Genomic DNA, 22,160 nt, shown 5'->3' with positions numbered 1-22,160 from the left:
GCCGGGGGCTTTCGCGTGATCAGCCCGCGTCGTCCTCGACGTGGACAACGGTCATTCGGCGGCTGCCATCCACCTCGATGACCTGATCGGCTGAGATCGGCCGGGGGTCCTTCAGATACGGACGCAGGGTCTCGAAGAAGAGCGTCAGGGTGTCGGAGCGGTTCGCGCGCCCTTCCTCCTCGTAGAGGACTTGAAGTCGCATTCCCTCTGCGAGGGCTATCGCCCAGCGGGCGACCGTCTCGGCGGTGACTCCCGTGGGCATCGCGTCGAAGTCGAACGTCTCGGCGATGCTGCGGGTGAACTCGTCGAGCCTCAGCCGATGCTGCTCGACGAAGTAGTCGTGCGCGGGGTGGGTCTCGGCGAGCGCTTCCGCGGAGATCATCGCGTTGAGCTGCACCAGGGCGAGGTCGGACTCGTGTTCCTTCAGGGTGTGCAGGTAGCTGTTGAGATAGGCGACACCGGTGAGCCCGCCCTCTCGCAAGCGGCGGATAGCGTCGGCATCCCGTGCATTGAGCACCGCCAGGAGGAGCTCGGGCTTCGACGGGAAGTGATGCAGCAACCCGGCTTGTGAGATACCCGCTCTCGCCGCGATGTCCGCGATCGATGCGGAGTGGTAGCCGCCCTCGGAGAAGATCTCACTCGCGATGTCGAGGATGTTCTCCCGTCGGGCTTCCCCCTTGGGGTTCCGGCGTTTGCGGGGTGCCCTCGGTTCCGAAGCGGCTGTCATGAAACGTCCTTTCGCGGTGCCCTCAGACTAGCGAGCGGCGCGCGGGGAGCGGGCAGGGACGGGGGTCCGTCGAAAACTTAATGAGATTGGGTATTGATAAACCGACCAAGTGCACGGTAATTTTATCGCCAAGACGGACGCACAACCCGTCCCATACACAGCAGCATGTCGACAAGGAGGTCCTATGCGATCGTCATGGAAGAAACTCGCGGGCGGTGTCGCCGTCGCGGTGAGCGCGGCACTCGTGCTCGCCGGATGCGGTGGAGGCGGTGGTTCGGAAGGCGGATCCGAATCCGGCGGAGGCGGGCAGACCCTGACGGTCGCGGCCCGCCAGGATGTCGCGTCGTTCGACACCGGCCAACTCGACACCGGATTTCAGGTGCAGTACTGGCAGCCGGTCTACGACACCCTCCTTCGCTACACCCCCACCGGGGAGATCGAGCCGAACATGGCGGAGGAGTTCACCTACAACGAGGACAATACGGTTCTCACCCTTCAGCTGCGTGACGGCATCACCTTCAGCGACGGCACACCCTTCACCGCCGATGTCGTGAAGGCCAACATCGAGCACCTCCAGTCCGGGACGGGTGTGGCCGTCTACATGGTCGGGCTCGTGGATGAGGTCGTCGTCGTCGACGACCTGACCGTCGAGATCCACCTCAGTGCGCCGGATCCCGCCTTCACCTACTACCTCTCGTTGGTGGCGGGTGCGATGGCTTCACCGGAGGCTTTCGGTACCGAGTCGTTCGCGACGACTCCGGTCGGCTCCGGCCCCTACCTGCTCGATGCCGACGGAACCATCCGCGGCAGCCAGTACAGCTACGTGCGCAATCCCGACTACTGGAACCCGGACGCTTACCCCTACGACAAGATCGTCGTCAAGCCGATGGAGGACATCACCGCGCGGCTCAACGCCATCAAGTCCGGACAGGTCAACACCACCGACGTCGACGCCAGTGTGCTCAAGGAAGCGGAGTCGGCGGGGCTCACGATCAACGAAGCACAGGTCACGTGGCTCGGCCTCATCATCTTCGACCGCGACGGAGCGCAGGTGCCCGCCCTCGGTGACGTCCGGGTGCGCCAGGCGCTCAACTACGCGATCGATGGCGAAGCGATCGTGAAGAACATCTACGGCGGCAACGGCGCGCAGTCCCAGCAGATCTTCAACCCGGACAGCCCGGCCTACGTCGGCGACCTCGACGGCGCCTATCCGTATGACCCGGAGAAGGCGAAGGAGCTGCTGGCGGAAGCCGGCTACCCCGATGGGTTCGACATCACGATGCCCGAGGTCAAGGGAGACCTGACGCAGCCCTACATCACGCAGCAGCTCGCTGACGTCGGCATCACCGTGACCTGGGACAAGGTGGCCTCCGAGAACCTCGTGAGCGACCTCCTCGGCGGCACGTACGCCATCGCCTCCTTCGGATCCAGCTCGGGGCACCCCTGGCGCGACATCTTCAAGATGATCTCGCCGGACGGAGCGTGGAACCCGCTGCACACGACGACACCGGAGTTGGATGCTCTCCTGTCCGAGGTTCAGGCCACGACCGGGGAGGAGCAGACCGCCGCCTACCAGGCCGTGAACGAGTACATCACGGAGAACGCCTGGTTCGGCATCTGGCTCTTCACTTCGGTGATCCAGCTGACCGACGCGGGAACGACCACGCAGATGCAACTCGGAAGCAACGTCCCCTACCTGTCGAGCTACGCGCCCGCAGGATGAGCCGGTGCGGGGCCGGCTCCGGCCGGCCCCGCACCCTGAAGGAGTCGAACGTGCTGACATTCCTCATGAGACGCCTCCTGGCGGGCATCGTGCTCGTCGTCGCGATCTCTTTCGTCGCTTTCGCGTTGATGTACGCGGGCGGCGCCGACATCGCCCGGAGCATTCTCGGCCCCGAGGCCACGCAGGATCAGGTCGACGCCAAGGCCGCGGAGCTCGGCATCGATCAGCCGCTGCTGGTGCAGTACGGCGAGTGGTTCACGCACATGATCAGGGGCGACTTCGGGCGCTCGTGGTTCACCGCCGAATCGGTCACAGACGCCGTCGTCTCGCGTCTCGGCGTGACGCTGTCGATCGTGGTCGTCTCGCTCATCGCGGTCGCCGTCATCAGCGTCGTCCTCGGCGTCGTCGCCGCCATCCGCCGTGGCTGGGTCGACAAGGTGGTCCAGGTCGTGTCCGTCGTAGGCGTCGCCCTTCCCAACTTCTGGGTCGCGCTCGTCCTCGTGCTCACCCTCGCGATCAGCATCCCGCTGTTCCCCGCCACCGGCTACGTGCAACCGAAGGAGAGCGTCAGCGGATGGCTGCTCTCCATCACCCTCCCCGTGATCGCGATCACGATCGGAGGAATCGCCGGAGCCGCACAGCAGATCCGCGGATCGGTGCTCGACGTGTCTCGGCAGGACTTCGTCCGCACCCTCCGCTCGCGGGGCCTCCCGGAGCGCCGAGTGATCACCAACCACATCCTGCGCAACTCACTCGGTCCGGCGATGACGGTGCTCAGTCTCCAGTTCATCGCAATGGTCGGCGGTTCCGTCGTGATCGAAAAGGTCTTCGCTATCCCCGGCCTCGGCATGCTGGCGCTCAACGCCACCCTGCGCGGCGACATCCCCATCGTGATGGCCGTGGTCATGACGATGGCCGTCGTCGTGATCGTCGTCAATCTCCTCATCGACCTGGTCAACGGCTGGGCGAGCCCGAAGGTGCGTGTGCAATGACCATTCCCACAACCCAGGCAATCGTGACCGCACGCCGTCGCGACAGGCCCAGCGTGATGCGTGCGGTTCTGCGCAACCCGCTCGGTGCCGCCTCCCTCGTCACGATCGTCCTCATCGTGCTGATCAGCGTGGCCGCGCCCCTGATCGCCCCCTTCGACCCCGCCTACGTCGACATCACGGCCGCGAACGTACCGCCCGGCACCGACGGTCACCTGCTCGGCGCCGACGCCTCGGGGCGGGACGTGTTCAGTCGTCTCCTCGTCGCCGGTCAGCTCACGCTCGCGGGGGCCGCGGTCACGGTGATCATCGCCGTGCTGCTCGGTGTGAGCGTCGGTCTGATCTCGGGATACTTCGGCAAGACGTTCGATCTCGCGGCGGGATGGGTCTCCGACCTCGTGCTGGTCCTGCCGAGCAAGATCGTCCTCGTCGCGCTGTTCGCCGTGATCGGACCGAACACCCTCGTGACCATGGCCGTCCTCGGGGTGATGGTCGCGCCGCAGTTCTACCGTCTGGTTCGCAACCTTGTCATGGGCGTCAAGAACGAGCTCTACGTGGATGCCGCCCGCGTCTCGGGGCTCTCCGACGCCGCGATCATCGGACGGCACGTGCTCTTCGCGGTGCGGGCGCCGATCATCATCCAGGCTGCGTTCGTGGCGGGCATCGCCGTCGTGATCCAGGCCGGCCTGGAATTCATCGGCCTCGGCGACCCGAACACTCCGACGTGGGGCGGCATGCTGCAGGATGCCTTCGCTGCCATGTACAAGTCGCCGACCATGCTGATCTGGCCCGGCCTCGCGATCGGTCTGTTCGTCGCAGCCTGTGTGCTCCTCGGCAACGCGGTGCGCGATGCGCTCGAGGGCACGGATGCGGCCCTGACCGCGGCGACGCCCGCCGCGACCGTCTCGACGACCGCGGTGAAGACGGTCGACGAGCCCGTGCTCACCGACGACTCCGCGGACGCAGGCGCCCTCTTGCAGGTCGAGGACCTGTCGGTGGGATACCCGTCGCGTGAGGGGGAGGTGAAATCCGTCGTCGAGTCGGTCTCCTTCTCCGTCCGCCCCGGCGAGGTCGTCGGCGTGGTGGGGGAGTCGGGATCGGGCAAGTCGCAGACGGCCTTCTCGATCCTGGGCTTGCTGCCGACCGGCGGACGGGTGACCGGTGGACGCATCCTCTTCGAAGGGACCGAACTCGACCCGCGCGCCGGTGCGGCCCGTCTCCGGGGCACGCGCATCGCCTACATCCCGCAGGAGCCGATGAGCAATCTCGACCCCGCGTATCGGATCGGCGCTCAGCTCATGGAGCCCCTCGTGATCGTCTCGAAGCTCAGCAAGGCGAAGGCGAAGGAACGAGCGCTGGCGCTGCTGGCGAGGGTGGGCATCTCGGACCCGAAGCGCGTGTTCGATGCCTATCCGCACGAGATCTCCGGCGGCATGGCGCAGCGTGTGCTCATCGCCGGAGCGATCGCCGGGGAACCGGATCTGATCATCGCCGACGAACCGACGACCGCGCTGGACGTCACGGTGCAGGCCGAGATCCTCGACATCCTGCGCGACCTCCAATCGGAGCGCGGTATGGCCATGATGCTCGTCACGCACAACTTCGGCGTCGTGGCCGACCTCTGCGACCGCGTCGTCGTGATGCAGACCGGACGTGTCGTCGAGGCAGGGCCCGTCGCGCGGATCTTCGACGATCCTCAGCACGCGTACACCAAGATGCTCCTCGGTTCGATCCTCGACGGCGGCCCGGCACGGCCGGACTACGAGGGCGCTGACGGAGCTTCCGAGCCCACCCCGAAGGAGGTCGCACTGTGACCGATCCGCTGTTGGAAGTCTCCGATCTCCGTGTCGCCTACCCGCGCAAGGGATGGCGCCGGGAACCCGTCGAGATCCTGCATGGCGTCTCGATCGACGTCCGTCCCGGTGAGACCGTCGGTCTCGTCGGCGAATCGGGGTCGGGCAAGACGACACTCGGCCGAGCGATCCTCGGTCTCGCGCCGATCACCGGAGGTGCCATCCGCTTCGAGGGAGCGGACATCACCAGCGCGGACCGCTCCCAGCGCCGACAGCTGGCCCGCGACATCCAGGTCGTGTTCCAGGATCCCTACGGATCGCTGAATCCGGCTCTGCGCATCGAGGACATCCTCGCCGAGCCGCTGCGGGCGCAAGGCATTGGTCGGGAGATCGCGAGAGAACGCGTCACCGAGCTTCTCACGCAGGTGGGGCTTCCCGAGGATGCCGGCAATCGACTGCCCCGTGAATTCTCCGGCGGTCAACGTCAGCGTGTCGCGATCGCGCGTGCTCTGGCACTGCAGCCCAAGCTGATCGTGTGCGATGAGCCCGTCTCCGCACTCGACCTCTCGACCCAGGCTCGGGTGCTCGACCTCTTCGTCGAGATCCAGGAACGCACCGGCGTCGCCCTGCTGTTCGTGTCGCACGACCTGGCCGTCGTGCGACACGTCAGCCACCGCGTCGCTGTGATGTACCGGGGGGACATCGTGGAGTTCGGACGAGGAGAGACCGTCACAGCCGACCCCGAGCACGCGTACACCCGTCGTCTGCTGATGGCGGCACCGGTGCCGCATCCGGCGGAGCAGCAGGAGCGTCGCGCTGAGCGGCGTCGCATCCTCGAGTCCGAGGCACAGGCCATGATCGAGGCCGTATGACCGAGGCGCGCTCATGCAACTGACGATGGAGACGCTCGATCTGGCGCTGCGTATCGCCGCGGCGATCCTGCTCGGCGCGGCGATCGGCCTGGAGCGGCAGTGGCGATCGCGGATGGCGGGTATCCGCACGAATGCGCTCGTCTCGGGCGGTTCGGCGCTGTTCGTGGTGCTCGGTGCCTATGGGTTCGACGGAGTCACGGCCGATCCGACCAGGGTCGCCGCCCAGGTGGTCTCCGGCATCGGGTTCCTCGGCGCGGGGGTGATCCTTCGCGAGGGGTTGAACATCCGCGGGCTGAACACGGCGGCGACGCTCTGGTGCGCCGCGGCGATCGGATCCCTCGCTGGGGCAGGTCTCTACATCCTCGCGATCGTGGGCGCCGCCTTCATCATCGGCGCGAACACGGTCATGCGCCCCGTGAGCAGACTCGTCAACAGCCGTCGCCGCTCGCCCGACGGGGAGAGCGCCGAGGACGATGACGGTCCGCTGCAGCCGATCGAGTACATGCTCGAGGCGAAGACGAACGACAAGAGCGAGCAACGGGTGCGAGCCCTCGTCCTGCAGGCGGTCAGCCGCCCGGAGCTCACCCTCCGCTCACTCCGCTCCTCGAGCGGCAAGAACTCGCGCGTGGTCGTCCATGCCGACCTGCTCGCCAGCTCGAACGCGGATGCGGGGGTGCTCGAACGTGCCGTTCAGCGCATCAGCCTCGACCCCAAGGTCATGTCGGTGCGCTGGTGGGCGGAGGACGACGCCGATGACTGACACGACGACCGCTCGCCCGAGCCTCTCGGGCGACGATGCACGCAAGGAGAAGCCACGATGAAAGCCATCATGGTCATGTACGACACCCTCAACCGGAAGCTGCTGCCTCCCTACGGTGCCGATCAGGTCGTCGCGCCGAACTTCTCCCGACTCACGGAGCGCACGGCGACCTTCGACAACTGCTACGCCGGCTCGATGCCGTGTGTACCCGCCCGCCGCGAAATGCACACCGGACGCTACAACTTCCTGCACCGCTCCTGGGGGCCGCTCGAGCCGTTCGATGACTCCGTGCCCGAGATGCTCCGTGGCGCGGGGGTCTATACGCACCTGGTCACCGATAACCGGCACTACTGGGGCGACGGCGGTGCGACGTATCACGGGCGCTTCTCCACGTTCGAGTTCTTCCGCGGACAGGAAGGCGATGCTTGGAAGGGGCAGGTCGCCGACCCTGACATCCCCGACAACGTGGTCAACCGCAGCGACAAGGTCTGGCGACAGGACTGGGTCAATCGCACGCATCTGCAGGATGAGGCGGATCACCCGCAGACGCTCACGTTCGACGCCGGCATGGAATTCCTGCGCACGAACGTCGACGCCGACGACTGGTACCTCCAGATCGAGGCGTTCGACCCCCACGAACCCTTCTTCAGCTACGAGCAGTACCGGCGGCTGTACGACTCCGGCTACGAGGGCCCGAACTTCGACTGGCCCGCCTATCGTCGGGTGATCGAGGACGACGCCGAGGTCGAGCAGCTGCGCAACGAGTACATGGCACTGGTGACGATGTGCGACAACTCGCTCGGACGCGTGCTCGACTTCATGGACGAGAACGATATGTGGGACGACACGATGCTCATCGTCTGCACCGACCACGGCCTGCTCCTCGGCGAGCACAACTGGTGGGGGAAGAACGTGCAGCCGTGGTTCGATGAGAACATCCACATCCCGCTCTTCGTGTGGGATCCGCGCTCGGGGGTTGCGGGGGAGCGGCGTGCGGCGCTGGTGCAGACGATCGATCTCGGTCCGACGCTGCTGGAGTTCTTCGGCATTCCGGCAACCCCCGACATGCAGGGACGCGCTCTCGCGCAGACGGTGCGCTCCGACGAGCCGGTCCGCCGTGCCGGGCTCTTCGGGAACGCGGGCGGACACGTCAACGTCACGGACGGGCGGTACGTGTACATGCGTGCCTGCGCGGACGAGTCCAACTCTCCGCTGTTCGACTACACGCTCATGCCGACGCACATGGGAGGACGCTTCGCTCCGTCGGAGCTCGCGCAGGCGGAACTGCATCCCGGGTTCTCTTTCACGAAGGGCGCTCCGGTGCTCAAAGTCCCCGGATTCGCCTTCGGCAGCCCGTGGTCGTACGGCACGTTGCTGTTCGATCTGCAGGAGGATCCGCAGCAGGATCACCCGCTGCGCGACGAAGCGCTGGAACTGCGGATGGCGACGATGCTCGTGGAGCAGATGCGCGCGAGCGACGCACCGCCGGAGCAGTTCGAACGTCTCGGGCTACCGGCACATGGCGAGGTGACGGCCGAGCATCTGCTCGTCGAAGCCCAGTGGGAGCAGGTGCAGCGCGGGCTGGCGGCCGCGCCGACGGTCGCGGTCCTGGGCGAGCACTCCGTGGTCGCGACGGCGACGATCGGCGAGCTGTTCGCGGACGACGCGGTGAAGGCGACGGTCCTCGACGTGCTCCCCTTCCTCGACAACCCGTACATGGCACACATGGCCGGGGCGATGACTCTGCTCGAGGTGGCGGCGATGAAGGTGGAGGTCGATGCCGAATCACTCATCGCGCTGGATGCTCGGCTCGGTGCACTGTCGTCGCCGATCGCTGTCGCGGGGGCATAGTGCATCACGAGCAGGGATGCTGTGCGCCGCAGCGTTCCGGGCAGGAGTCTGTCCCCGCCCGGCCGCTGCGGCTATCGGCCTTGCGCCCCGGCCCGGTCGACGAGCGCGAGGTTCCGGCAGGGGCATTCGCGATGGGCGATGCGCTCGACGAGGGATACCCCGGCGACGGCGAACGTCCCGTGCACGAGGTGCAGGTGAGTAGTTTCCGCATCGATGCCGCACCCGTCACCGTCGATCGGTTCGCGCGCTTCGTCGAGGCCACCGGCTACGTCACGCTCGCGGAGCGTCTCGGGGGTTCCGCAGTGTTCCACGCTTTCGTGGCTGCGGGGGAGGCGATCCTCGGTCGATCCTCTGCTGCCCCGTGGTGGTCGGAGGTCGCCGGCGCGAGTTGGCGGCATCCGGCCGGCCCGAGATCGGGGGACGCCCGAGGTGACCACCCGGTCACGCACGTCGCGTTCTCCGACGCCGTGTCCTACTGCCTGTGGGCCGGACGGCGTCTGCCCACCGAGGCTGAGTGGGAGTACGCGGCGCGAGGCGGCCTATCCGGGGCACGTTATGCCTGGGGAGATGAGCTCACACCCGCGGGCGAGCACCGCTGCAACATCTGGCAGGGCCGATTCCCTCTCAGAGACGAGGGGGATGACGGCTTCGTCGGGACCTCGCCGGTCGGCTCATTCGCCGCGAACGGGTATGGGCTGCACGATGTCGCGGGCAACGTCTGGGAGTGGTGTCAGGACTGGTTCGCCGCCGACTACTACGCGCGGTCGTCCTCACGAGATCCGATCGGCCCTGCGACGGGCGAGTTCCGCGTCATGCGTGGCGGCTCGCACCTCTGCCACGAGTCGTATTGCAACCGCTATCGCGTGTCCGCGCGCAGCGCGAGCGCCCCGGAATCGACGTCTGGCAACCTCGGCTTCCGTACCGTCGCGGTGTAGGAGCGGTGCGAGGAAGCCGGGTCGTCGACTACGAAGCCCCCGCCCGCAGCTCACTTCGAGCGGCGGGCCGGGGGCTTTCGCGTGATCAGCCCAGCGGCAGCGACGTGAAGGAAGCGGAGAAGTCCGGCACGTTCGCCGGCAGGAACGGAGCAGACCCGACGTCGACGAGCGGGTCGTCCTTCGTGTGCCTGTTCCAGAGCTCCGGGAGAGCGCGAAGGAGGAACTTCTCGATCTTGACGATCGCTCCGCCGTCGGGATTGACGGTCAGGCGGAACCGGGCGTCGTCGGTCTCGTAGCCGAGCACCTTGTTCGCTGAGGAGCCCTCCTCGACCGTGATCCCCCCGGCGAGAGCGAGGGCTTCGAGGAAGGTCGCCCGGTACTCCGCTGACGCGGTCAGGATGACGACGGAGTGTCCGAGCGCGTTGAGCATGTGCTCGGCGGCAGGCACCGCGTACTCGGCCTCGATGCTCTCGTACAGGCCGTTGGTCTCGGGCTCGCCGTCCTGGGGCATCTTGGCCGCTTCTGCCTTCTCTGCGACCAACTTCGCTTCCAGTCCTTCCTCCCATGCGGCGAGGAAGGCTGCGGGATCGGCGGGGAAATCAGACGGGGAAACGGGGAGGAATTCGAGCGCTGCTTCGTATTCGAGGACTTCGGTGGAAGTCGCGGGCGCCGCACCGATCGGATACTCCGAGCCGTAGTAGGAAGTCCACGCTCGTTCGACCGCCGACTCGTCGCCGTACTGCGCCGCGGCGTGGAGCTCCGTGTGCGACGTCTGCGAGTACGTGTGGTCCGTGTTGCTCACGTACGTGTCGCTCGCCTCCGTGACGACAGCGGCGGTCGCTCCCGTTCGGAAACTCCCGAAGGGCAGGAACTTCTCGTTCGGGCCGCCGATCATCCCCAGGTGATGCGTGGTGATGGTCACCTGCATCGGCTGGACGACGGCGTCACGGATCGAGGCTGCGGTCTCGTTCAGGTACGTCGAAGCGGAGGCGGCTTGCGGCTCGCCGACGACCCCTGGTGGGATCAAGAGGGAGGCCGTGACGGCAACGGCGGCCACCGCAGTGCCACCGACCGATACCGCCACGACGCGTCCGACGGGGCGACGTCGGGTACGACCGATCTCCCGGTGGAGCGCACGTCGCGGAGCCTGCGACGAGGTGGCGTAGGTGGGCTTCATCTCGCGCACCGTGTCAAGGATGTCCATGGATGATCTCTTTCTCAGCGAGTCGGATGTGTGTGGTCGCGGGACGAGGCGCGTGGTCAGCCTCCGGCGACGGTGGGGGTGCCGCGAGCTTCGCCCGGATACGGCTCAATCGCGATCGGACCGTGCCGACGGGGATGCGCAACGCGGTCGCGATCTGCTCGTAGGTGAGGTCGCCCCAAGCATGCAGGAAAAGGACTTCGCGGTCACGAGTCGATAGCGCGGCAATCCGTGGATAGAGGCGTTCGATCGCCTCCGCCGCGTCGAGTTGAGCGGATGACCGGTCGTGATCGTCCGGAGCGATCGGGTCGCTGTGGGCGAAGGCCGCCTGTAGCACACGCCAGTGCTGAGCCTGGGCTCGGCGGTGTTGGCTGAGCACTTTCGTCGCGATGCCCATCAACCAGGGGAGCGCGGACGTGCGATCCAGATCGAAGTGCCTGCGCTTGCGGAACGCGATGAGGAAGGTCTCGCTCACGATGTCGTCGCTGGCGGCTGGGCCGACGCGGCGGGCCACATAGGCCGAGACCGCCTCGATATGTCGTTCGAATATCTCGGAGAACCTCTCCGCAGCCCGGATCGATTCGCGGATGATGTCGTTGTCGTTGGTCACACTGGATATCCGTCACTCGGCGCGATTCGGTTCCATCGGTGGCCCCTCGCCTATGCGACTCACGCTAGCGCGCGGACGAGGCGCTGATGTCGGAGGCGCCTGCGATCATCCGGGGATGGATCCCCTGCGACTACGGCTCTGGTCGGAAGACGACCTCGATCTGCTGCACGCCGCGAACACCCCGGCGATGACCGATCATCTGGGCGGCCCGGAGACCGAAGACCAGATCACGGAGCGTCACGCCCGCTATCTGCGTCTGGTCGAGTCCGGTGAGGCGCGGATGTTCGTGATCGAGGATGCCCGGGGCTCGGCGCTCGGATCGATCGGACACTGGCACGTGGAGTGGCGGAAGGAGCCGGCACTGGAGAGTGGATGGTTCGTCCTGCCCGAAGCGCAAGGACGCGGGGTGGCGTCGAACGCCTTGGCGCTCGTCGTCGACGACGCTCGTGCGCATCGAGCGGGCCGGCGCTTCCTGACTGCCTTCCCCGAGGTCGGGAATGCCGCGTCGAACGGGGTCTGCCGACGCAACGGCTTCACCTTGGCGGGGACCGTCACCGAGCGGTTCCGCGGCGCGGAGCTGACCGTGAACGAGTGGGCCCTGCCACTCACCAGCACGTCAGAGGTCAGCCCGCCGGATACTCCTGGGCCTTGAGCGCCCTCGCGAGGTGGGCGGCGTTTCGCGCGGCCGTGCTGATCGCCGACGCGACCTTTTCCGGAGTCTCCTCCAGGTCTTTGTAGTCGGTCGTGTGCATGGCCTCGCCGTTCCAGTAGACCGAGCCCTGGGCGGGAATCGTGTAACCCACGTCGTTCAGGGACTGGAACAGGATCGCCGCGATGTGGTGAGCCCCGTCCTCGTTCCCCACGATGCCGGCCACGGCGACCTTGTCGAACAGGGTCGGCCTGCCGCGGGCATCGGTCTCGCCGAGCTCGGCGTCGAGCCGCTCGAGCACGCGCTGTGCGATGCTCGAGTGCTGTCCCATCCAGGTGGGGGTGACGAAGACGAGGATGTCGGCGTCCAGCACACGCCGTCGGATGCTCGGCCACTCGTCGTCGCCGCCCATGTCCTTCTCCACGCCGGGACTCAGGGTGAGGTCGACCGCGCGGACGAGGTCACCGGTGACGCCGTGCGCGGCGAGGGCGTCGAGCACCTGGGTCGCGAGGAGGTCGGAACTGGAGGTGGCGGGCGACGGCTTCAGCGTGCAGGAGACGGCGAGCGCGGAGAGTGGTGTCTTCATGCTCCGAGCAGACCAGAATCGACGGCGGGTGCACAGGGGCTTCCCGTGTCCGGGCTATCCTGGTAAACGGCACCGACGACAGGAGATCCCGTGATCCTCAGCTTCCTCTTCTTCATGATCCTCTTCATCGGAGGAATCCTGCTGATGGGCATCTCGTTCGGGCTGCCGGCGTTCCAGGCGCTCGCGTTCTGCGGCGGCCTCCTGCTGGTGACTCTGGCCATGGCGTTCATGCTCCGCGAGGGCGGTTCGGCTACCCGCCGGTCGAAGAACTGGTCGGGCAACCCCACCGAGTGACCCCTCACCGCCGCTTGGCGAGTCTCGCCTCGAGGTTCGCCCTGACGGCGGGCCATTCCGGCTCGATGATCGAGTACTCCACGCTGTCCCGCAACGCACCGTTGCGATAGCGGCTCATCGCGCGCATCACGCCGTCCTGTTTGGCCCCGAGTCGTTCGATGGCCGCGCGGGACTGGAAGTTCACCCACTGTGTGGTGAGCCCGACACGGAACGCCCCGAGTGACTCGAACGCGTGACGGAGCAACAGCAGCTTCGACTCCGCGTTCGTGCCGGTCCCGTGCGCGGATGGCCGGTTCCAGGTGTAGCCGATGTGCAGCCGCGGGACATCCGCGACGATGTCGTAGTACGAGGTGAGCCCGAGGATGCGGCCCGCGGCGTCGAAGGCGGTGAAGGGCACCATCTCGCCCTTGTCGATGAGTCCCATCCGCCGTTCGACCTCGGCGGCGACCCCATCCGGCGCGGGAACCGAGGTGTACCACGCCGTCTTCCACAGGTCGCCTTCCTGCACCGCGTCGATGAGGCCGTCGACGTGCGAGCGTGCGAGCGGACGAAGCTCGACGAGTTCTCCGGTGAGGATGACAGGGGCGGGAGCGACGAGGAAAGCCATGAGGATATTCAACCAGCGCGTCAGGAGACCGCGAGCGGGACGGCGCCCTCGCTCAGCAAGCGCTGGAACGCGGCGACCAGCTCGACCGTGACGCCCAGCTCGAACGCGAGGCTGGCGAGGTGCGGGCCGCGGACGGCTTCGGCCTCGGCGTAGGCGCGCGAGGTGATGAGCTGGCGCGCCGCCCACTCATCGGCGCGACGTTCCTGCTGTGCGCGGAGCACGGGAGCCGAAGTGGGAAGGTGCCCCAGGTAGGCGTGGCCGAGTTCGTGCGCGAGGACGCTGCGCATCGTTCGGCCGCTCATCCCCGGCGCGAGGCGGATCGTGCGTGTCTCGGGGTCGAAGCCACCCCGGGTGCGGCCAGGGCGTTCGACGATGCGCAAGCGCCGCTGCTCGGCGAGGCGGACGAGGTGCTGCATGATGCTCCTCCTCGTCCCGGTCCGTGCCGGCCCCTGATGGCCGGATCAGTCGTAGAGGTCGTCCGAGTCGGCGTCGTGGCGGACGCGGGATTCGAAGGCGACTTCGCGGCTATCTTCGCGTGGACCGGTGACATCGGGTGTGCGGCGGAGCGGCGTGATGCGGGCGGTGGGTTCGCCGTCCGCGCGGAGTCGCTCCTCCGCACGGGCGAGCAGCACGTGCGGATCGACACCGAGCGTGGCGCAGACGGAGTAGACCACCGGAACGGGGATCGCGCGCTTGCCGGTGACGTAGTTGTCGAGGGCGCTGCGTGCGATCCCGATCCCGCGAGCCATCGCGGCGATGCTGCTCCGGGAGGCGGCGATCTCCGCGCGCATCTGGCGGCCCACGGCTTCGTTGAACTCCTCAGCAGCTGTCTTCACCCGGCTCACGATAGCAGCGCTCCGAAGCCAGAATGCTGCCATTCTGGTTCACTCGGCGGCGGTGAGTGTCCGTGCGGAGCGGTAGCGTAGGCGTATGGGGACAGATCTGCGTCATTTGTTGGCATACGAAGTGGAAGGAGCACGTCTGCACGCCGGCGTGGCCTTCGCAGACCTCGCACACCGCTCGGGGATCGGCACGAGCAGGTTGGCGAATCTCCTCGACGCGAAGGTGGACTTCACCGTGGTCGATCTGGCGGCCATCGCCGAGGTGCTGGAGGTGACGGTGACGGCGCTTCTGCCGGCGTCGGCCGCCGACGATGGGTGAAGTCGGTCGTGCGGAGTAGCGTGGTCCGCATGAAGACCGTGCCTTTCGGATCCACCACCGCTCCCGCCGTCATCGCCGGCATGATGCGCATCCACGACAAAGACGATGCGCACGTCCGGACGCTGTACGCGGCGGCGCGAGACGCGGGCATCGACTTCTTCGATCACGCGGACATCTACGGCGGGAGCATGCACCACTGCGAGGCGCGCTTCGCAGACGCGTTGCAGCTCAGCGCATCCGAGCGCGACGAGATCGTGCTGCAGACCAAGTGCGGCATCGTGCCGGCGCAGGGCATGTTCGACTTCTCCTACGAGCACATCGTGGGTCAGGTCGAGGGGTCTCTGGCGGCGCTGCGCACCGATCGTCTCGATGTGCTGCTGCTCCACCGCCCCGACATCCTGGTCGAACCCGACGAGGTCGCTCGCGCGTTCGACGACCTCGAAGCCGCGGGCAAGGTGAAGGCGTTCGGCGTCTCGAACCACACGCCGCGGCAGATCGACCTTCTCCGCACGGCAGTCCGGCAGCCGCTGGTCGCGAACCAGTTGCAGCTGTCGCTCACCCATGCGCCCCTGCTCGCGCAACCGGTGGCGGCGAACATGGCCGGCCACGAGCAGAGCGTCGTCCGCGACGGCGGAGGTCTCGTGGAGTACTGCCGGATCAACGGCATCACGATCCAGGCGTGGTCGCCGTTCCAAGACGGATTCTCGCACGGTGTCTTCCTCGGCAACCCCGAGTACCCCCAGCTGAACGCCGTGATCGATCGTCTCGCGGCAGCGCACGGCGTGACACCGATCGCGATCGCGACCGCGTGGATCGCCCGGCATCCGGCCGGCATGCAGGTCGTGCTCGGGACGACGACGCCGCAGCGGGTGCAGGATGCGGCGGCGGGTGCCGACGTCGTGCTCACGCGGCCCGAGTGGTACGAACTGTTCCGCGCGGCCGGGCACCTGCTGCCGTAGCCGTTCGAGGCAGGGGATCCGGGCGGTAGCCGGCGAGGCGAGACGGTCCGGCGTCGTCTACCCTGAGTTCATGCCGTTCCTGTTCTCGCTCCTCGTCATCGCCCTGATGATCGGTGCGCTGATCGACATCATCACCCGCGACAACTCGCAGGTGAAGCACCTGCCGAAGATGGTGTGGATCATCATCGTCATCCTGCTGCCGCTCATCGGAAGCGCACTGTGGTTCGCGATCGGCCGCGAGTACGGCGATTCGGGCATCCCGATCCCGCGGATGCGGCGAGCGGAAAGGTCCTCGCCGCAGACCGATGTGCGACCGGCCCCGCCGGTGGATCGGCGGACCACGGAGGAGCAGATCGCCGATCTCGACCGTGAGATCGAGGAATGGCGTCTTCGGCAAGAGATCGAGAAGCGCCGACGCGACGGCGAAGCCCCGTCAGGATCCGTCGGCTCGACCTCCTAGGCGGCGTGCGGGCGGTCGAACGATTCGCGGATCGCTTCCTCCAGCTGCGGGTGACGGAACTCGAACCCGGCGGCGGTGAGCTTCTCGGGGAGCACCCATCGGCTCTTCAGGACCAGCTCGGTCTCGGTCCGGATGCCGATGGCGCCGAGCTCCAGCATCCAGCGGGGCATCGGCGGACCGATCCGAGCGCCCAGCACGCGGCGCACGGTCGCCATGAACTCGACGTTGTCGACGGGATGCGGAGCGGCCGCGTTGACCGGTCCCTCCAGTGCCGGCGTCCGCTCGAGGAAGTCGATGATGCGGGCGACGTCTTCGATGTGCACCCAGCTGAAGCGCTGACGACCTCTGCGTGCCCCGGGGAAATGTCCCGTTCCTGCCGCGCGGCGAGCGGCGCTCACCGGCCAGCGCCCGTCGTACTGCGGACCGCCGAGGCCGAGGCGTGTGAGGGTCTTCAACGGTTCGAGCACGCCGCCGTGACCGAGGACGATCGTGCTGCGCAGAGCGACCCGACGTGTGGCCGGGAGCTCTTCGGCGAACAGCGCCTGTTCCCACGCCTTCGCGACCTCGACGGAGAAGCCGGTGCCGATCTCGCCCGTGGACTCGGTCATCGGGCGGTCCTCGGCGTGCCGGTAGATCGTGGCGGTCGAGGAGTTCACCCACAGCGGGGGAGGCGTCGTGGCCCGCGCGATCGCGGTGCTCAAGGAGGCCGTGGTGTCGAGTCGTGAGCGGAAGATCTCGGCCCGGTTCTCGGGCGTGTAGCGGCAGTTGACGCTCTTGCCGGCGAGGCCGATCACCAGGGTCGCGCCGTCGACCGCGCGATCGATCTCGACCTGGTCACCCCACCGGATGTCGGCGCCCGAGCGCGAGATCGTCACCACCTCGCGACCTGCGGCGCGGAGGCGCGGAGCCAGATAGGTCCCCATGAACCCCGTGGACCCGCCGATGACGACCCGTCCCGTGCTGACGTCGTCTGTGCTCATGCGGTCTGCTCCTTCGTGGTGGCCGGCTCGACGCGATAGCGGAAGTGGCCCCGGTACTCGTACACGCGGCCGATCAGGGGAACGTGGACGGTGAGGCTCACACGCTGGCGGTCGAGGGCGTCGTCGAAGCGCTCGGTCAGGCGGATGGTCGGCGAGATCAGGCGCGGGATGCGAAGCCGGAGCCGTCCGAGACGCACCCCGACCGCCGTGCTGGTGAGCCGGAGCGCGCCGTCCTTCGTCTCGACGTCGAAGCACGCGGCGATGAGGCCGGGTTCTCCGACCTGGATCGTGTCAGATTAGTGCCCCACGCCCGGCCGGAGTGCGGCGATGATGTCGGCGGCTTCCCCCGTTGGCGGGGTGGTCGCGGTGAGTTCGTGTCCGTCGATGGTGATCGTGACGTCACGCAGCGGGCGCAGCGCGCGGACGATACGGCGGACCGTCACGCCGGTGGTCTTGTAGAGGTGCCGGCTGATCGCGAGAGCGCAGAACACGACGGTGAGGTGCGCGTGGATCGAGTCCGCGGTCGACGCGAACATCGGTCTCGCCCGCAGGTCGGTCTTCGCCATCCGGAACGTCGCCTCGACCTGGAACAGGTCATGGTAGGCCGCCACGATCTCTGCAGCGGAAGCCGTCGCGGTGCTGAGGTTGGTGACGTACCCCTTGAGGCCGATGTATTCGCGGGCCTTCTCGACTCTTGCCCAGTTCACGCCGGGCTTGGTGCCGAGGGTGACGAACCGGTCCTTCTTCGCCGGGCGGGTGCCGGCAGCGATCTGCTCGGCGCGTTCGATCTGCTTGTTCAACGTGATGTTGTCGCGGATCTTCCGCTTGTGGGAGTACTGCCACACCACTCGCCGCTCCCGCGCGTTCACACCCGCACCCATGGTTCGGGTGGTCTCGACCGTCTCCCCATCGGTGACGATGTTCCCGACGGTCGCGTAGTGCTCGGCGAGATCGTATGGCGCGGAGGAGGTGCGGGAGCCGACGATGAACCCGAACCCGGCGTCCTCCAGCCGGTTCAGGTTCGCTGCGGACAGCATGCCGGCGTCCGCGACGACCACGACCTCGGTCGCGGAGTGACGTTCGCGGAACTGGTCGAGGACGGGCAGCAGGGTGAGGGTCTCGCCCCTGTTGCCCGCGAACTCGTGGACTTCGAGGGGGAACCCGCCCTGGTCCACGAGGAGGCCGACGAGGATCTGCGGGTCGACGCGGCGCTCTTTGCTCATCCCGACCTTGCGGAGCTTGTCTTCACGCTCCGCCTCGAAGTAGAGGGTGGTGACGTCGTAGAGCACGACGGTGAGCGGGCCAGATCGGGTCGCATGCGCGTAGGCTGCGGCGGCGATCTTCGACCGCCAGTCCTGCTCAACGCTGCGGGCGAGGGTCCGCCACACGGTCGACAGCGACGGCGCACCCGGGACACCGAGCTCGTCCCACACCCGCAGCGTGTCCGCCTTGCTGGTCGGCTCGACGACGCGGGCCAGGACCAGCTTCTTGAATGTGTCGTTGCCGACCGCGTCGAACCCGAGACGGGCGTAGGCGTCCTCGAGGACATCCCACAACAACCTGGACCTCGACCCGGTCACCGTCGGCGCGGTCGTGGCCGGCGGCGTCGCGCCCAGCCCGTCCAGATCGAACGGGACATGCCCGGCCAGCTCCGCGATCCGCTCCCGCGCGATCGCGACCAGCACCGCGAGCTGCTCATCGTCGTGCGCGGAGCCGAGGTGCTCCACGATCGTCCGCACACCACGGGTCTTCGACGCGATCTGCACCGCCGTCGCACCCGACGCGGTGCGCACCTTCCGCACGAACCACCCCACCGAGCGAGTCTAGATCGACGCCGTTAGTGCCCCGCACGAGGCACCAACACCCCCGGAAAATCAAGCCTCAACAGTCCTCAACCCGCGAAATCACCCGACGGTGACACGATCCAGGTCCGAGTTCGTCGACCACGCGCCCGCGCTGCGTGAGGGCCACGGCATCGCGCATCACCCACGTTCCTCGGGCGAAACGGAAGGTACGTTCCCCGATGGCGCGTGAGGCGACCGTGCGGTTCTCGATGTGGAAAGGCACGTCGTGCTCCCACCCGGAGGCGACCACGCCGCGGTGTTCGAGGGGGCGCAGCAGAGGCCAGAGCCAGCGACGGGGAGTGCCGACCCGCTGGAACACGCCCTCGCCGATGCCGACCGCGCCGTCGGGGATCGCGGCGAAGTAGGAGCGCAGGCGGGGTGCAGCTCGTCGATCCGTTCACCGAGGGCCCGGGCGTACGGGGACTGCGGCACGAGCGTCACCCCTCGAGCCTAACTCGATGGTCGGCGGGTCCCGTCCGACGGCTCCGGGCGTTCAGTCTGTCGGACGCAGCAGGCGGTCGAGGAGCGCGAGCGCTTCATGCTGTGGGGCGGACTCGTCCAGCAACCACTGCGTCTGCAGGCCGTCGGAGGCGGCGACGACGAGTGCGGCGACAGCGTCCGCGTCGACATCCGCGCGAATCCGCCCTTCCGCCTGCTGCTGTCGGACGGTCTCGGCGAGCCGTGCACGGAGCCGCGTGAAACGGCCCGTGGCGAACGTGCGAGCAGCGGGGTGCCCTTCTTCGAGCGCCGAGGCGACGAGCGTCGAGTACAGCTGCACGAGTCCCGGGATGGCGCGGTTGGTGCGCGCCGACTCGATCATCATCTCGACCGGTGTCGCGTCTTCCGGTGGGGAGCCGGCCTGCCGACCCGGCGCGTTGCTCTCTTCGTAGACTGCGACGAGGAGCTCCTCCAGCGACCCGAAATAGTGCGTGAGGGCGGCGTGCGTGACCCCGACTTCACGGGCTATGGCGCGCAGACTCGTGCGGTCGGCGCCGCGTTCGGCGAAGACCTCGATGGCGCGATCGAGAATCTCCTGTCGTCGAGCGATCCCCTTGGCGTAGGCGCCGCGCGGGCGGGGAGGCGCAGAGCGCTCGGGCGTATCGGCGGCCATGAGAGGAGTCTAGCGAACCAAAACTTCCGAGTGGAGGTATTTGGTGATAGCGTGCCTGCCAGGGGGTTGCGACCCCTCCGTCGCCGAAGACCGAAGGAGCACGACGATGACGATCCAGACCTCCCTCCAGCTGTTCACGATCAAGGACGAGCTGGAGGCCGACCTCGACGGTTCGCTCGCGGCCGTCGCAGCTCGCGGCTTCACCGCCGTCGAGCCGTACGACTTCGTCCGGCGTGCCGAGCCCCTCGCCGCGGCGCTCTCGGCCGCGGGCCTGACCGCGCCGTCGGGGCACGCGTTCCTCGCCTCGGAGTCGTTCGTGAATCCGGATGGCAGCGGCACCACAGTGCCGGTCCCGACTCCCGCCGAGGTCTTCGAGGCTGCGAAGGTGCTCGGCATGGGCACGGTCATCGATCCCTACACCGAGCCCGCGCGCTGGGAGTCGGTCGAGCAGATCGAGGAGACCGCCCGGCTGCTGAACGCGGCCGCCGAGATCGGTGCAGGTGTCGGCGTCCGCGTCGGGTACCACAACCACGCTCACGAGCTGGAGGCGGTCTTCGACGGCGTCACCGGGCTCGAGGTCCTCGCTGGACTCCTCGATGAGCGCGTGGTCCTCGAAGTCGACCTCTACTGGGTCGCGCGCGGTGGCGTCGACCCGGTCGCGCTGCTCGAGCGTCTGGGGGACCGGGTGATCGCGGTGCATGCGAAGGACGGCACCCTCGACCCGGCGCTCGCCGGTGCGTACCCTCCCGCCGACCAGGTGGCCGCGGGGGACGGCGCCGTGCCGCTGGTCGAGGCCATCGCTGCGGCCCCGGCGCTCGAACTCGCCATCGTCGAGTTCGACCACTACGAGGGGGAACTCTTCGACGCGATCGAGCGCAGCCGGGTCTACCTCGATGAGAAGGTCGCCGGCTGATGGCGAGCCCCGTGGGTGTCGGCATCATCGGTGCCGGCAACATCAGCGATCAGTACCTGTCGAACCTCACCACGTTCCCGGACGTCCGCGTCCTCGCGGTCGCGGATCTCCTCGAGGAGCGGGCGAAGGCGCAGGCCGTGAAGTACGGCGTCCCGCGCTTCGGTGGGGTCGACGTGGTGCTCGACGACCCCGACATCGACATCGTGGTCAATCTCACGATCCCCGCGTCGCACGTCGAGGTCTCCGAGGCGATCATCGCCGCGGGCAAGCACGTCTGGACCGAGAAGCCGATCGGGGTCAGCCGGGAGGAGTCCCGTCGGCTGCTCGAGAGGGCGCAGGCCGCGGACCTTCGCGTCGGCGTGGCTCCGGACACCGTGCTCGGCCCGGGGGTGCAGACGGCGAAACGGGCGATCGCGCGCGGTGACATCGGGCGGCCGTTGTTCGGTCAGACCACGTTCCAGTGGCAGGGGCCGGAGATCTTCCACCCGAATCCGGCGTTCCTCTATGCCAAGGGCGGCGGACCCCTGCTCGACATGGGGCCGTACTACGTCTCGACGCTCGTGCATGTCTTCGGCTCGGTGGCTGCGGTCGCGGCTCTCGGGCTGCAGGGATCGCCGACGCGGCGCGTTCAGGTCGGCGAGCTCGCCGGGCAGGAGTTCCCGGTCGAGATCCCCTCGACGCTCAGCGTCCTGATGGACTTCGAGCAGGGCGGTCAGGCGCAGAGCCTGTACAGCACCGATTCGCCGATGCTGCGACAGGGAATCGTCGAGATCACCGGCACCGAGGGCACGATCGTGATCCCCGATCCCAATACGTTCGGTGGCGCGATCACGATCACCCGACCGCTCACCCGCCTGTTCGTCCCCCCGGAGCCGGTCCAGCAAGAGGTCATCGACGTCGCGCAGGAAGGCGTGCTCTCCGGGCGCGGCCTCGGGCTGCTCGACATGGCGCGTTCAATCGCCGCCGGTCGCCCGCACGTCGCCACGGGGGAGTTCGGCTACCACGTGCTGGACACGCTCCTGTCGATCGAGGAGGCCGCGGCATCGCGCAGCTTCGTTTCCGTGGAGAGCTCCGCCGGTCAGGTCGGTGCGCTCGCCGCGGACTTCGATCCGTTCGAAGCCACGCTCTGACGGGC

The 22,160-nt window shown here is 67.7% G+C and carries 26 protein-coding genes; 14 read left to right on the top strand and 12 right to left on the bottom strand.

All coding sequences use genetic code 11. The annotated features are described in order from the left end of the window. Positions 1 to 19: 19 nt before the first annotated feature. Positions 20 to 727, bottom strand: coding sequence for a TetR/AcrR family transcriptional regulator (locus LRQ07_RS12510; protein WP_256534802.1), 708 nt, complete (start codon positions 725 to 727; stop codon positions 20 to 22). A 184-nt stretch (positions 728 to 911) separates the two neighbouring features. Here LRQ07_RS12510 and LRQ07_RS12505 point away from each other — a divergent pair, with 184 nt between their 5' ends. From LRQ07_RS12505 to LRQ07_RS12475, 7 genes are all read left to right on the top strand, one after another. Further along, complete coding sequence (locus LRQ07_RS12505) at positions 912 to 2,450, top strand: ABC transporter substrate-binding protein (protein ID WP_256534801.1); 1,539 nt, start codon at positions 912 to 914, stop codon at positions 2,448 to 2,450. A 50-nt stretch (positions 2,451 to 2,500) separates the two neighbouring features. Next, the gene (locus LRQ07_RS12500; RefSeq protein ID WP_134351862.1) at positions 2,501 to 3,442 is read left to right on the top strand and encodes an ABC transporter permease; all 942 of its coding nucleotides are present in this window, start codon (positions 2,501 to 2,503) and stop codon (positions 3,440 to 3,442) included. Further along, positions 3,439 to 5,253, top strand: coding sequence for a dipeptide/oligopeptide/nickel ABC transporter permease/ATP-binding protein (locus tag LRQ07_RS12495; protein ID WP_232763751.1), 1,815 nt, complete (start codon positions 3,439 to 3,441; stop codon positions 5,251 to 5,253). Before LRQ07_RS12500 ends, LRQ07_RS12495 begins: the two co-directional genes overlap by 4 nt. Beyond that, complete coding sequence (locus LRQ07_RS12490) at positions 5,250 to 6,104, top strand: dipeptide/oligopeptide/nickel ABC transporter ATP-binding protein (protein ID WP_256534799.1); 855 nt, start codon at positions 5,250 to 5,252, stop codon at positions 6,102 to 6,104. Before LRQ07_RS12495 ends, LRQ07_RS12490 begins: the two co-directional genes overlap by 4 nt. Before the next feature lie 13 nt (positions 6,105 to 6,117). Then, positions 6,118 to 6,864, top strand: a complete 747-nt coding sequence (locus LRQ07_RS12485; RefSeq protein WP_232763749.1) for an MgtC/SapB family protein — start codon at positions 6,118 to 6,120, stop codon at positions 6,862 to 6,864. A gap of 57 nt (positions 6,865 to 6,921) precedes the next feature. Next, positions 6,922 to 8,715: a sulfatase gene (locus LRQ07_RS12480; protein WP_256534798.1), complete on the top strand. Its 1,794-nt coding sequence runs from the start codon at positions 6,922 to 6,924 to the stop codon at positions 8,713 to 8,715. 80 nt (positions 8,716 to 8,795) lie between these two features. Then, positions 8,796 to 9,650, top strand: coding sequence for a formylglycine-generating enzyme family protein (locus tag LRQ07_RS12475; protein ID WP_232763747.1), 855 nt, complete (start codon positions 8,796 to 8,798; stop codon positions 9,648 to 9,650). An 85-nt stretch (positions 9,651 to 9,735) separates the two neighbouring features. On the opposite strand, the gene LRQ07_RS12470 is transcribed toward LRQ07_RS12475, so the two are convergent. Then, positions 9,736 to 10,854, bottom strand: a complete 1,119-nt coding sequence (locus tag LRQ07_RS12470; protein ID WP_256534797.1) for a hypothetical protein — start codon at positions 10,852 to 10,854, stop codon at positions 9,736 to 9,738. Beyond that, a complete protein-coding gene (locus LRQ07_RS12465) occupies positions 10,841 to 11,461 on the bottom strand; it encodes an RNA polymerase sigma factor (protein ID WP_165875393.1) in 621 nt (206 codons plus the stop codon). Before LRQ07_RS12465 ends, LRQ07_RS12470 begins: the two co-directional genes overlap by 14 nt. Positions 11,462 to 11,576: 115 nt before the next feature. On the opposite strand from LRQ07_RS12465, the gene LRQ07_RS12460 reads away from it, so the two are divergent. Continuing rightward, entirely contained in the window at positions 11,577 to 12,113 is a 537-nt protein-coding gene (locus LRQ07_RS12460; protein ID WP_256534796.1) for a GNAT family N-acetyltransferase, read from the top strand. On the opposite strand, the gene LRQ07_RS12455 is transcribed toward LRQ07_RS12460, so the two are convergent. Then, positions 12,085 to 12,696: a flavodoxin family protein gene (locus tag LRQ07_RS12455; RefSeq protein ID WP_256534795.1), complete on the bottom strand. Its 612-nt coding sequence runs from the start codon at positions 12,694 to 12,696 to the stop codon at positions 12,085 to 12,087. The two genes, LRQ07_RS12460 and LRQ07_RS12455, sit on opposite strands and share 29 nt — an antisense overlap. 90 nt (positions 12,697 to 12,786) lie before the next feature. Here LRQ07_RS12455 and LRQ07_RS12450 point away from each other — a divergent pair, with 90 nt between their 5' ends. Further along, complete coding sequence (locus LRQ07_RS12450) at positions 12,787 to 12,990, top strand: hypothetical protein (RefSeq protein ID WP_047519089.1); 204 nt, start codon at positions 12,787 to 12,789, stop codon at positions 12,988 to 12,990. A gap of 4 nt (positions 12,991 to 12,994) precedes the next feature. On the opposite strand, the gene LRQ07_RS12445 is transcribed toward LRQ07_RS12450, so the two are convergent. The 3 genes from LRQ07_RS12445 to LRQ07_RS12435 are packed head-to-tail and all read right to left on the bottom strand — an operon-like array spanning position 12,995 to position 14,433. Beyond that, positions 12,995 to 13,597, bottom strand: a complete 603-nt coding sequence (locus LRQ07_RS12445) for a GNAT family N-acetyltransferase (RefSeq protein WP_232763742.1) — start codon at positions 13,595 to 13,597, stop codon at positions 12,995 to 12,997. Between the two features lie 20 nt (positions 13,598 to 13,617). After that, a complete protein-coding gene (locus LRQ07_RS12440; RefSeq protein WP_256534794.1) occupies positions 13,618 to 14,013 on the bottom strand; it encodes an ImmA/IrrE family metallo-endopeptidase in 396 nt (131 codons plus the stop codon). A gap of 45 nt (positions 14,014 to 14,058) precedes the next feature. Further along, entirely contained in the window at positions 14,059 to 14,433 is a 375-nt protein-coding gene (locus LRQ07_RS12435) for a helix-turn-helix domain-containing protein (protein ID WP_231554939.1), read from the bottom strand. 94 nt (positions 14,434 to 14,527) lie between these two features. Between LRQ07_RS12435 and LRQ07_RS12430 the strand changes: the two genes are divergently transcribed. The 3 genes from LRQ07_RS12430 (at position 14,528) to LRQ07_RS12420 (ending at position 16,177) form a co-directional block, all read left to right on the top strand. After that, positions 14,528 to 14,758 carry a helix-turn-helix domain-containing protein gene (locus LRQ07_RS12430; RefSeq protein ID WP_256534792.1) on the top strand — a complete coding sequence of 77 codons (231 nt, stop codon included), beginning with the start codon at positions 14,528 to 14,530 and terminating at the stop codon, positions 14,756 to 14,758. 29 nt (positions 14,759 to 14,787) lie between these two features. Beyond that, positions 14,788 to 15,717: an aldo/keto reductase gene (locus LRQ07_RS12425; RefSeq protein ID WP_256534791.1), complete on the top strand. Its 930-nt coding sequence runs from the start codon at positions 14,788 to 14,790 to the stop codon at positions 15,715 to 15,717. Positions 15,718 to 15,787: 70 nt separating this feature from the next. After that, on the top strand, positions 15,788 to 16,177 hold the full coding sequence (locus LRQ07_RS12420) for a PLDc N-terminal domain-containing protein (RefSeq protein WP_134351840.1): 390 nt from the start codon (positions 15,788 to 15,790) through the stop codon (positions 16,175 to 16,177). Here LRQ07_RS12420 and LRQ07_RS12415 read toward each other — a convergent pair. The 5 genes from LRQ07_RS12415 to LRQ07_RS12395 all read right to left on the bottom strand — a co-directional run bounded on the left by LRQ07_RS12415 (position 16,174) and on the right by LRQ07_RS12395 (position 20,112). After that, positions 16,174 to 17,157 (bottom strand): epimerase, encoded by a 984-nt coding sequence (locus tag LRQ07_RS12415; RefSeq protein ID WP_256534789.1) that lies wholly within the window; start codon positions 17,155 to 17,157, stop codon positions 16,174 to 16,176. The two genes, LRQ07_RS12420 and LRQ07_RS12415, sit on opposite strands and share 4 nt — an antisense overlap. Next, positions 17,154 to 17,420: a DUF4166 domain-containing protein gene (locus tag LRQ07_RS12410; RefSeq protein ID WP_256536439.1), complete on the bottom strand. Its 267-nt coding sequence runs from the start codon at positions 17,418 to 17,420 to the stop codon at positions 17,154 to 17,156. Before LRQ07_RS12410 ends, LRQ07_RS12415 begins: the two co-directional genes overlap by 4 nt. Positions 17,421 to 17,453: 33 nt before the next feature. Continuing rightward, positions 17,454 to 18,971, bottom strand: coding sequence for an IS1634 family transposase (locus tag LRQ07_RS12405; protein WP_076689818.1), 1,518 nt, complete (start codon positions 18,969 to 18,971; stop codon positions 17,454 to 17,456). 67 nt (positions 18,972 to 19,038) lie between these two features. Further along, positions 19,039 to 19,320 carry a DUF4166 domain-containing protein gene (locus LRQ07_RS12400; protein ID WP_256534788.1) on the bottom strand — a complete coding sequence of 94 codons (282 nt, stop codon included), beginning with the start codon at positions 19,318 to 19,320 and terminating at the stop codon, positions 19,039 to 19,041. Between the two features lie 174 nt (positions 19,321 to 19,494). Continuing rightward, the gene (locus LRQ07_RS12395; protein ID WP_232763736.1) at positions 19,495 to 20,112 is read right to left on the bottom strand and encodes a TetR/AcrR family transcriptional regulator; all 618 of its coding nucleotides are present in this window, start codon (positions 20,110 to 20,112) and stop codon (positions 19,495 to 19,497) included. A gap of 106 nt (positions 20,113 to 20,218) precedes the next feature. Between LRQ07_RS12395 and LRQ07_RS12390 the strand changes: the two genes are divergently transcribed. Together LRQ07_RS12390 and LRQ07_RS12385 are read left to right on the top strand one after the other, a co-directional pair. Next, positions 20,219 to 21,025 carry a sugar phosphate isomerase/epimerase family protein gene (locus LRQ07_RS12390; protein ID WP_232763735.1) on the top strand — a complete coding sequence of 269 codons (807 nt, stop codon included), beginning with the start codon at positions 20,219 to 20,221 and terminating at the stop codon, positions 21,023 to 21,025. After that, entirely contained in the window at positions 21,025 to 22,155 is a 1,131-nt protein-coding gene (locus LRQ07_RS12385) for a Gfo/Idh/MocA family protein (protein ID WP_256534787.1), read from the top strand. Before LRQ07_RS12390 ends, LRQ07_RS12385 begins: the two co-directional genes overlap by 1 nt. Positions 22,156 to 22,160: the final 5 nt, after the last annotated feature.

The sequence above is a fragment of the Microbacterium sp. J1-1 genome (assembly GCF_024498615.1).
Taxonomy (GTDB): Bacteria; Actinomycetota; Actinomycetes; order Actinomycetales; family Microbacteriaceae; genus Microbacterium; species Microbacterium aurugineum.
The sequence above is the reverse complement of the archived record's forward strand: the minus strand, read 5'-3'. Positions and strand labels throughout refer to the sequence as shown.

What these genes read in the sequence shown, in the direction of transcription:
- LRQ07_RS12440 (WP_256534794.1), bottom strand. Translation starts at nt 14,013, where the DNA reads ATGCAGCACCTCGTCCGCCTCGCCGAGCAGCGGCGCTTGCGCATCGTC.
- LRQ07_RS12385 (WP_256534787.1), top strand. Translation starts at nt 21,025, where the DNA reads ATGGCGAGCCCCGTGGGTGTCGGCATCATCGGTGCCGGCAACATCAGC.
- LRQ07_RS12425 (WP_256534791.1), top strand. Translation starts at nt 14,788, where the DNA reads ATGAAGACCGTGCCTTTCGGATCCACCACCGCTCCCGCCGTCATCGCC.
- LRQ07_RS12510 (WP_256534802.1), bottom strand. Translation starts at nt 727, where the DNA reads ATGACAGCCGCTTCGGAACCGAGGGCACCCCGCAAACGCCGGAACCCC.
- LRQ07_RS12445 (WP_232763742.1), bottom strand. Translation starts at nt 13,597, where the DNA reads ATGGCTTTCCTCGTCGCTCCCGCCCCTGTCATCCTCACCGGAGAACTC.
- LRQ07_RS12395 (WP_232763736.1), bottom strand. Translation starts at nt 20,112, where the DNA reads ATGGCCGCCGATACGCCCGAGCGCTCTGCGCCTCCCCGCCCGCGCGGC.
- LRQ07_RS12505 (WP_256534801.1), top strand. Translation starts at nt 912, where the DNA reads ATGCGATCGTCATGGAAGAAACTCGCGGGCGGTGTCGCCGTCGCGGTG.
- LRQ07_RS12455 (WP_256534795.1), bottom strand. Translation starts at nt 12,696, where the DNA reads ATGAAGACACCACTCTCCGCGCTCGCCGTCTCCTGCACGCTGAAGCCG.
- LRQ07_RS12495 (WP_232763751.1), top strand. Translation starts at nt 3,439, where the DNA reads ATGACCATTCCCACAACCCAGGCAATCGTGACCGCACGCCGTCGCGAC.
- LRQ07_RS12420 (WP_134351840.1), top strand. Translation starts at nt 15,788, where the DNA reads ATGCCGTTCCTGTTCTCGCTCCTCGTCATCGCCCTGATGATCGGTGCG.
- LRQ07_RS12480 (WP_256534798.1), top strand. Translation starts at nt 6,922, where the DNA reads ATGAAAGCCATCATGGTCATGTACGACACCCTCAACCGGAAGCTGCTG.
- LRQ07_RS12460 (WP_256534796.1), top strand. Translation starts at nt 11,577, where the DNA reads ATGGATCCCCTGCGACTACGGCTCTGGTCGGAAGACGACCTCGATCTG.
- LRQ07_RS12470 (WP_256534797.1), bottom strand. Translation starts at nt 10,854, where the DNA reads ATGGACATCCTTGACACGGTGCGCGAGATGAAGCCCACCTACGCCACC.
- LRQ07_RS12485 (WP_232763749.1), top strand. Translation starts at nt 6,118, where the DNA reads ATGCAACTGACGATGGAGACGCTCGATCTGGCGCTGCGTATCGCCGCG.
- LRQ07_RS12415 (WP_256534789.1), bottom strand. Translation starts at nt 17,157, where the DNA reads ATGAGCACAGACGACGTCAGCACGGGACGGGTCGTCATCGGCGGGTCC.
- LRQ07_RS12390 (WP_232763735.1), top strand. Translation starts at nt 20,219, where the DNA reads ATGACGATCCAGACCTCCCTCCAGCTGTTCACGATCAAGGACGAGCTG.
- LRQ07_RS12430 (WP_256534792.1), top strand. Translation starts at nt 14,528, where the DNA reads ATGGGGACAGATCTGCGTCATTTGTTGGCATACGAAGTGGAAGGAGCA.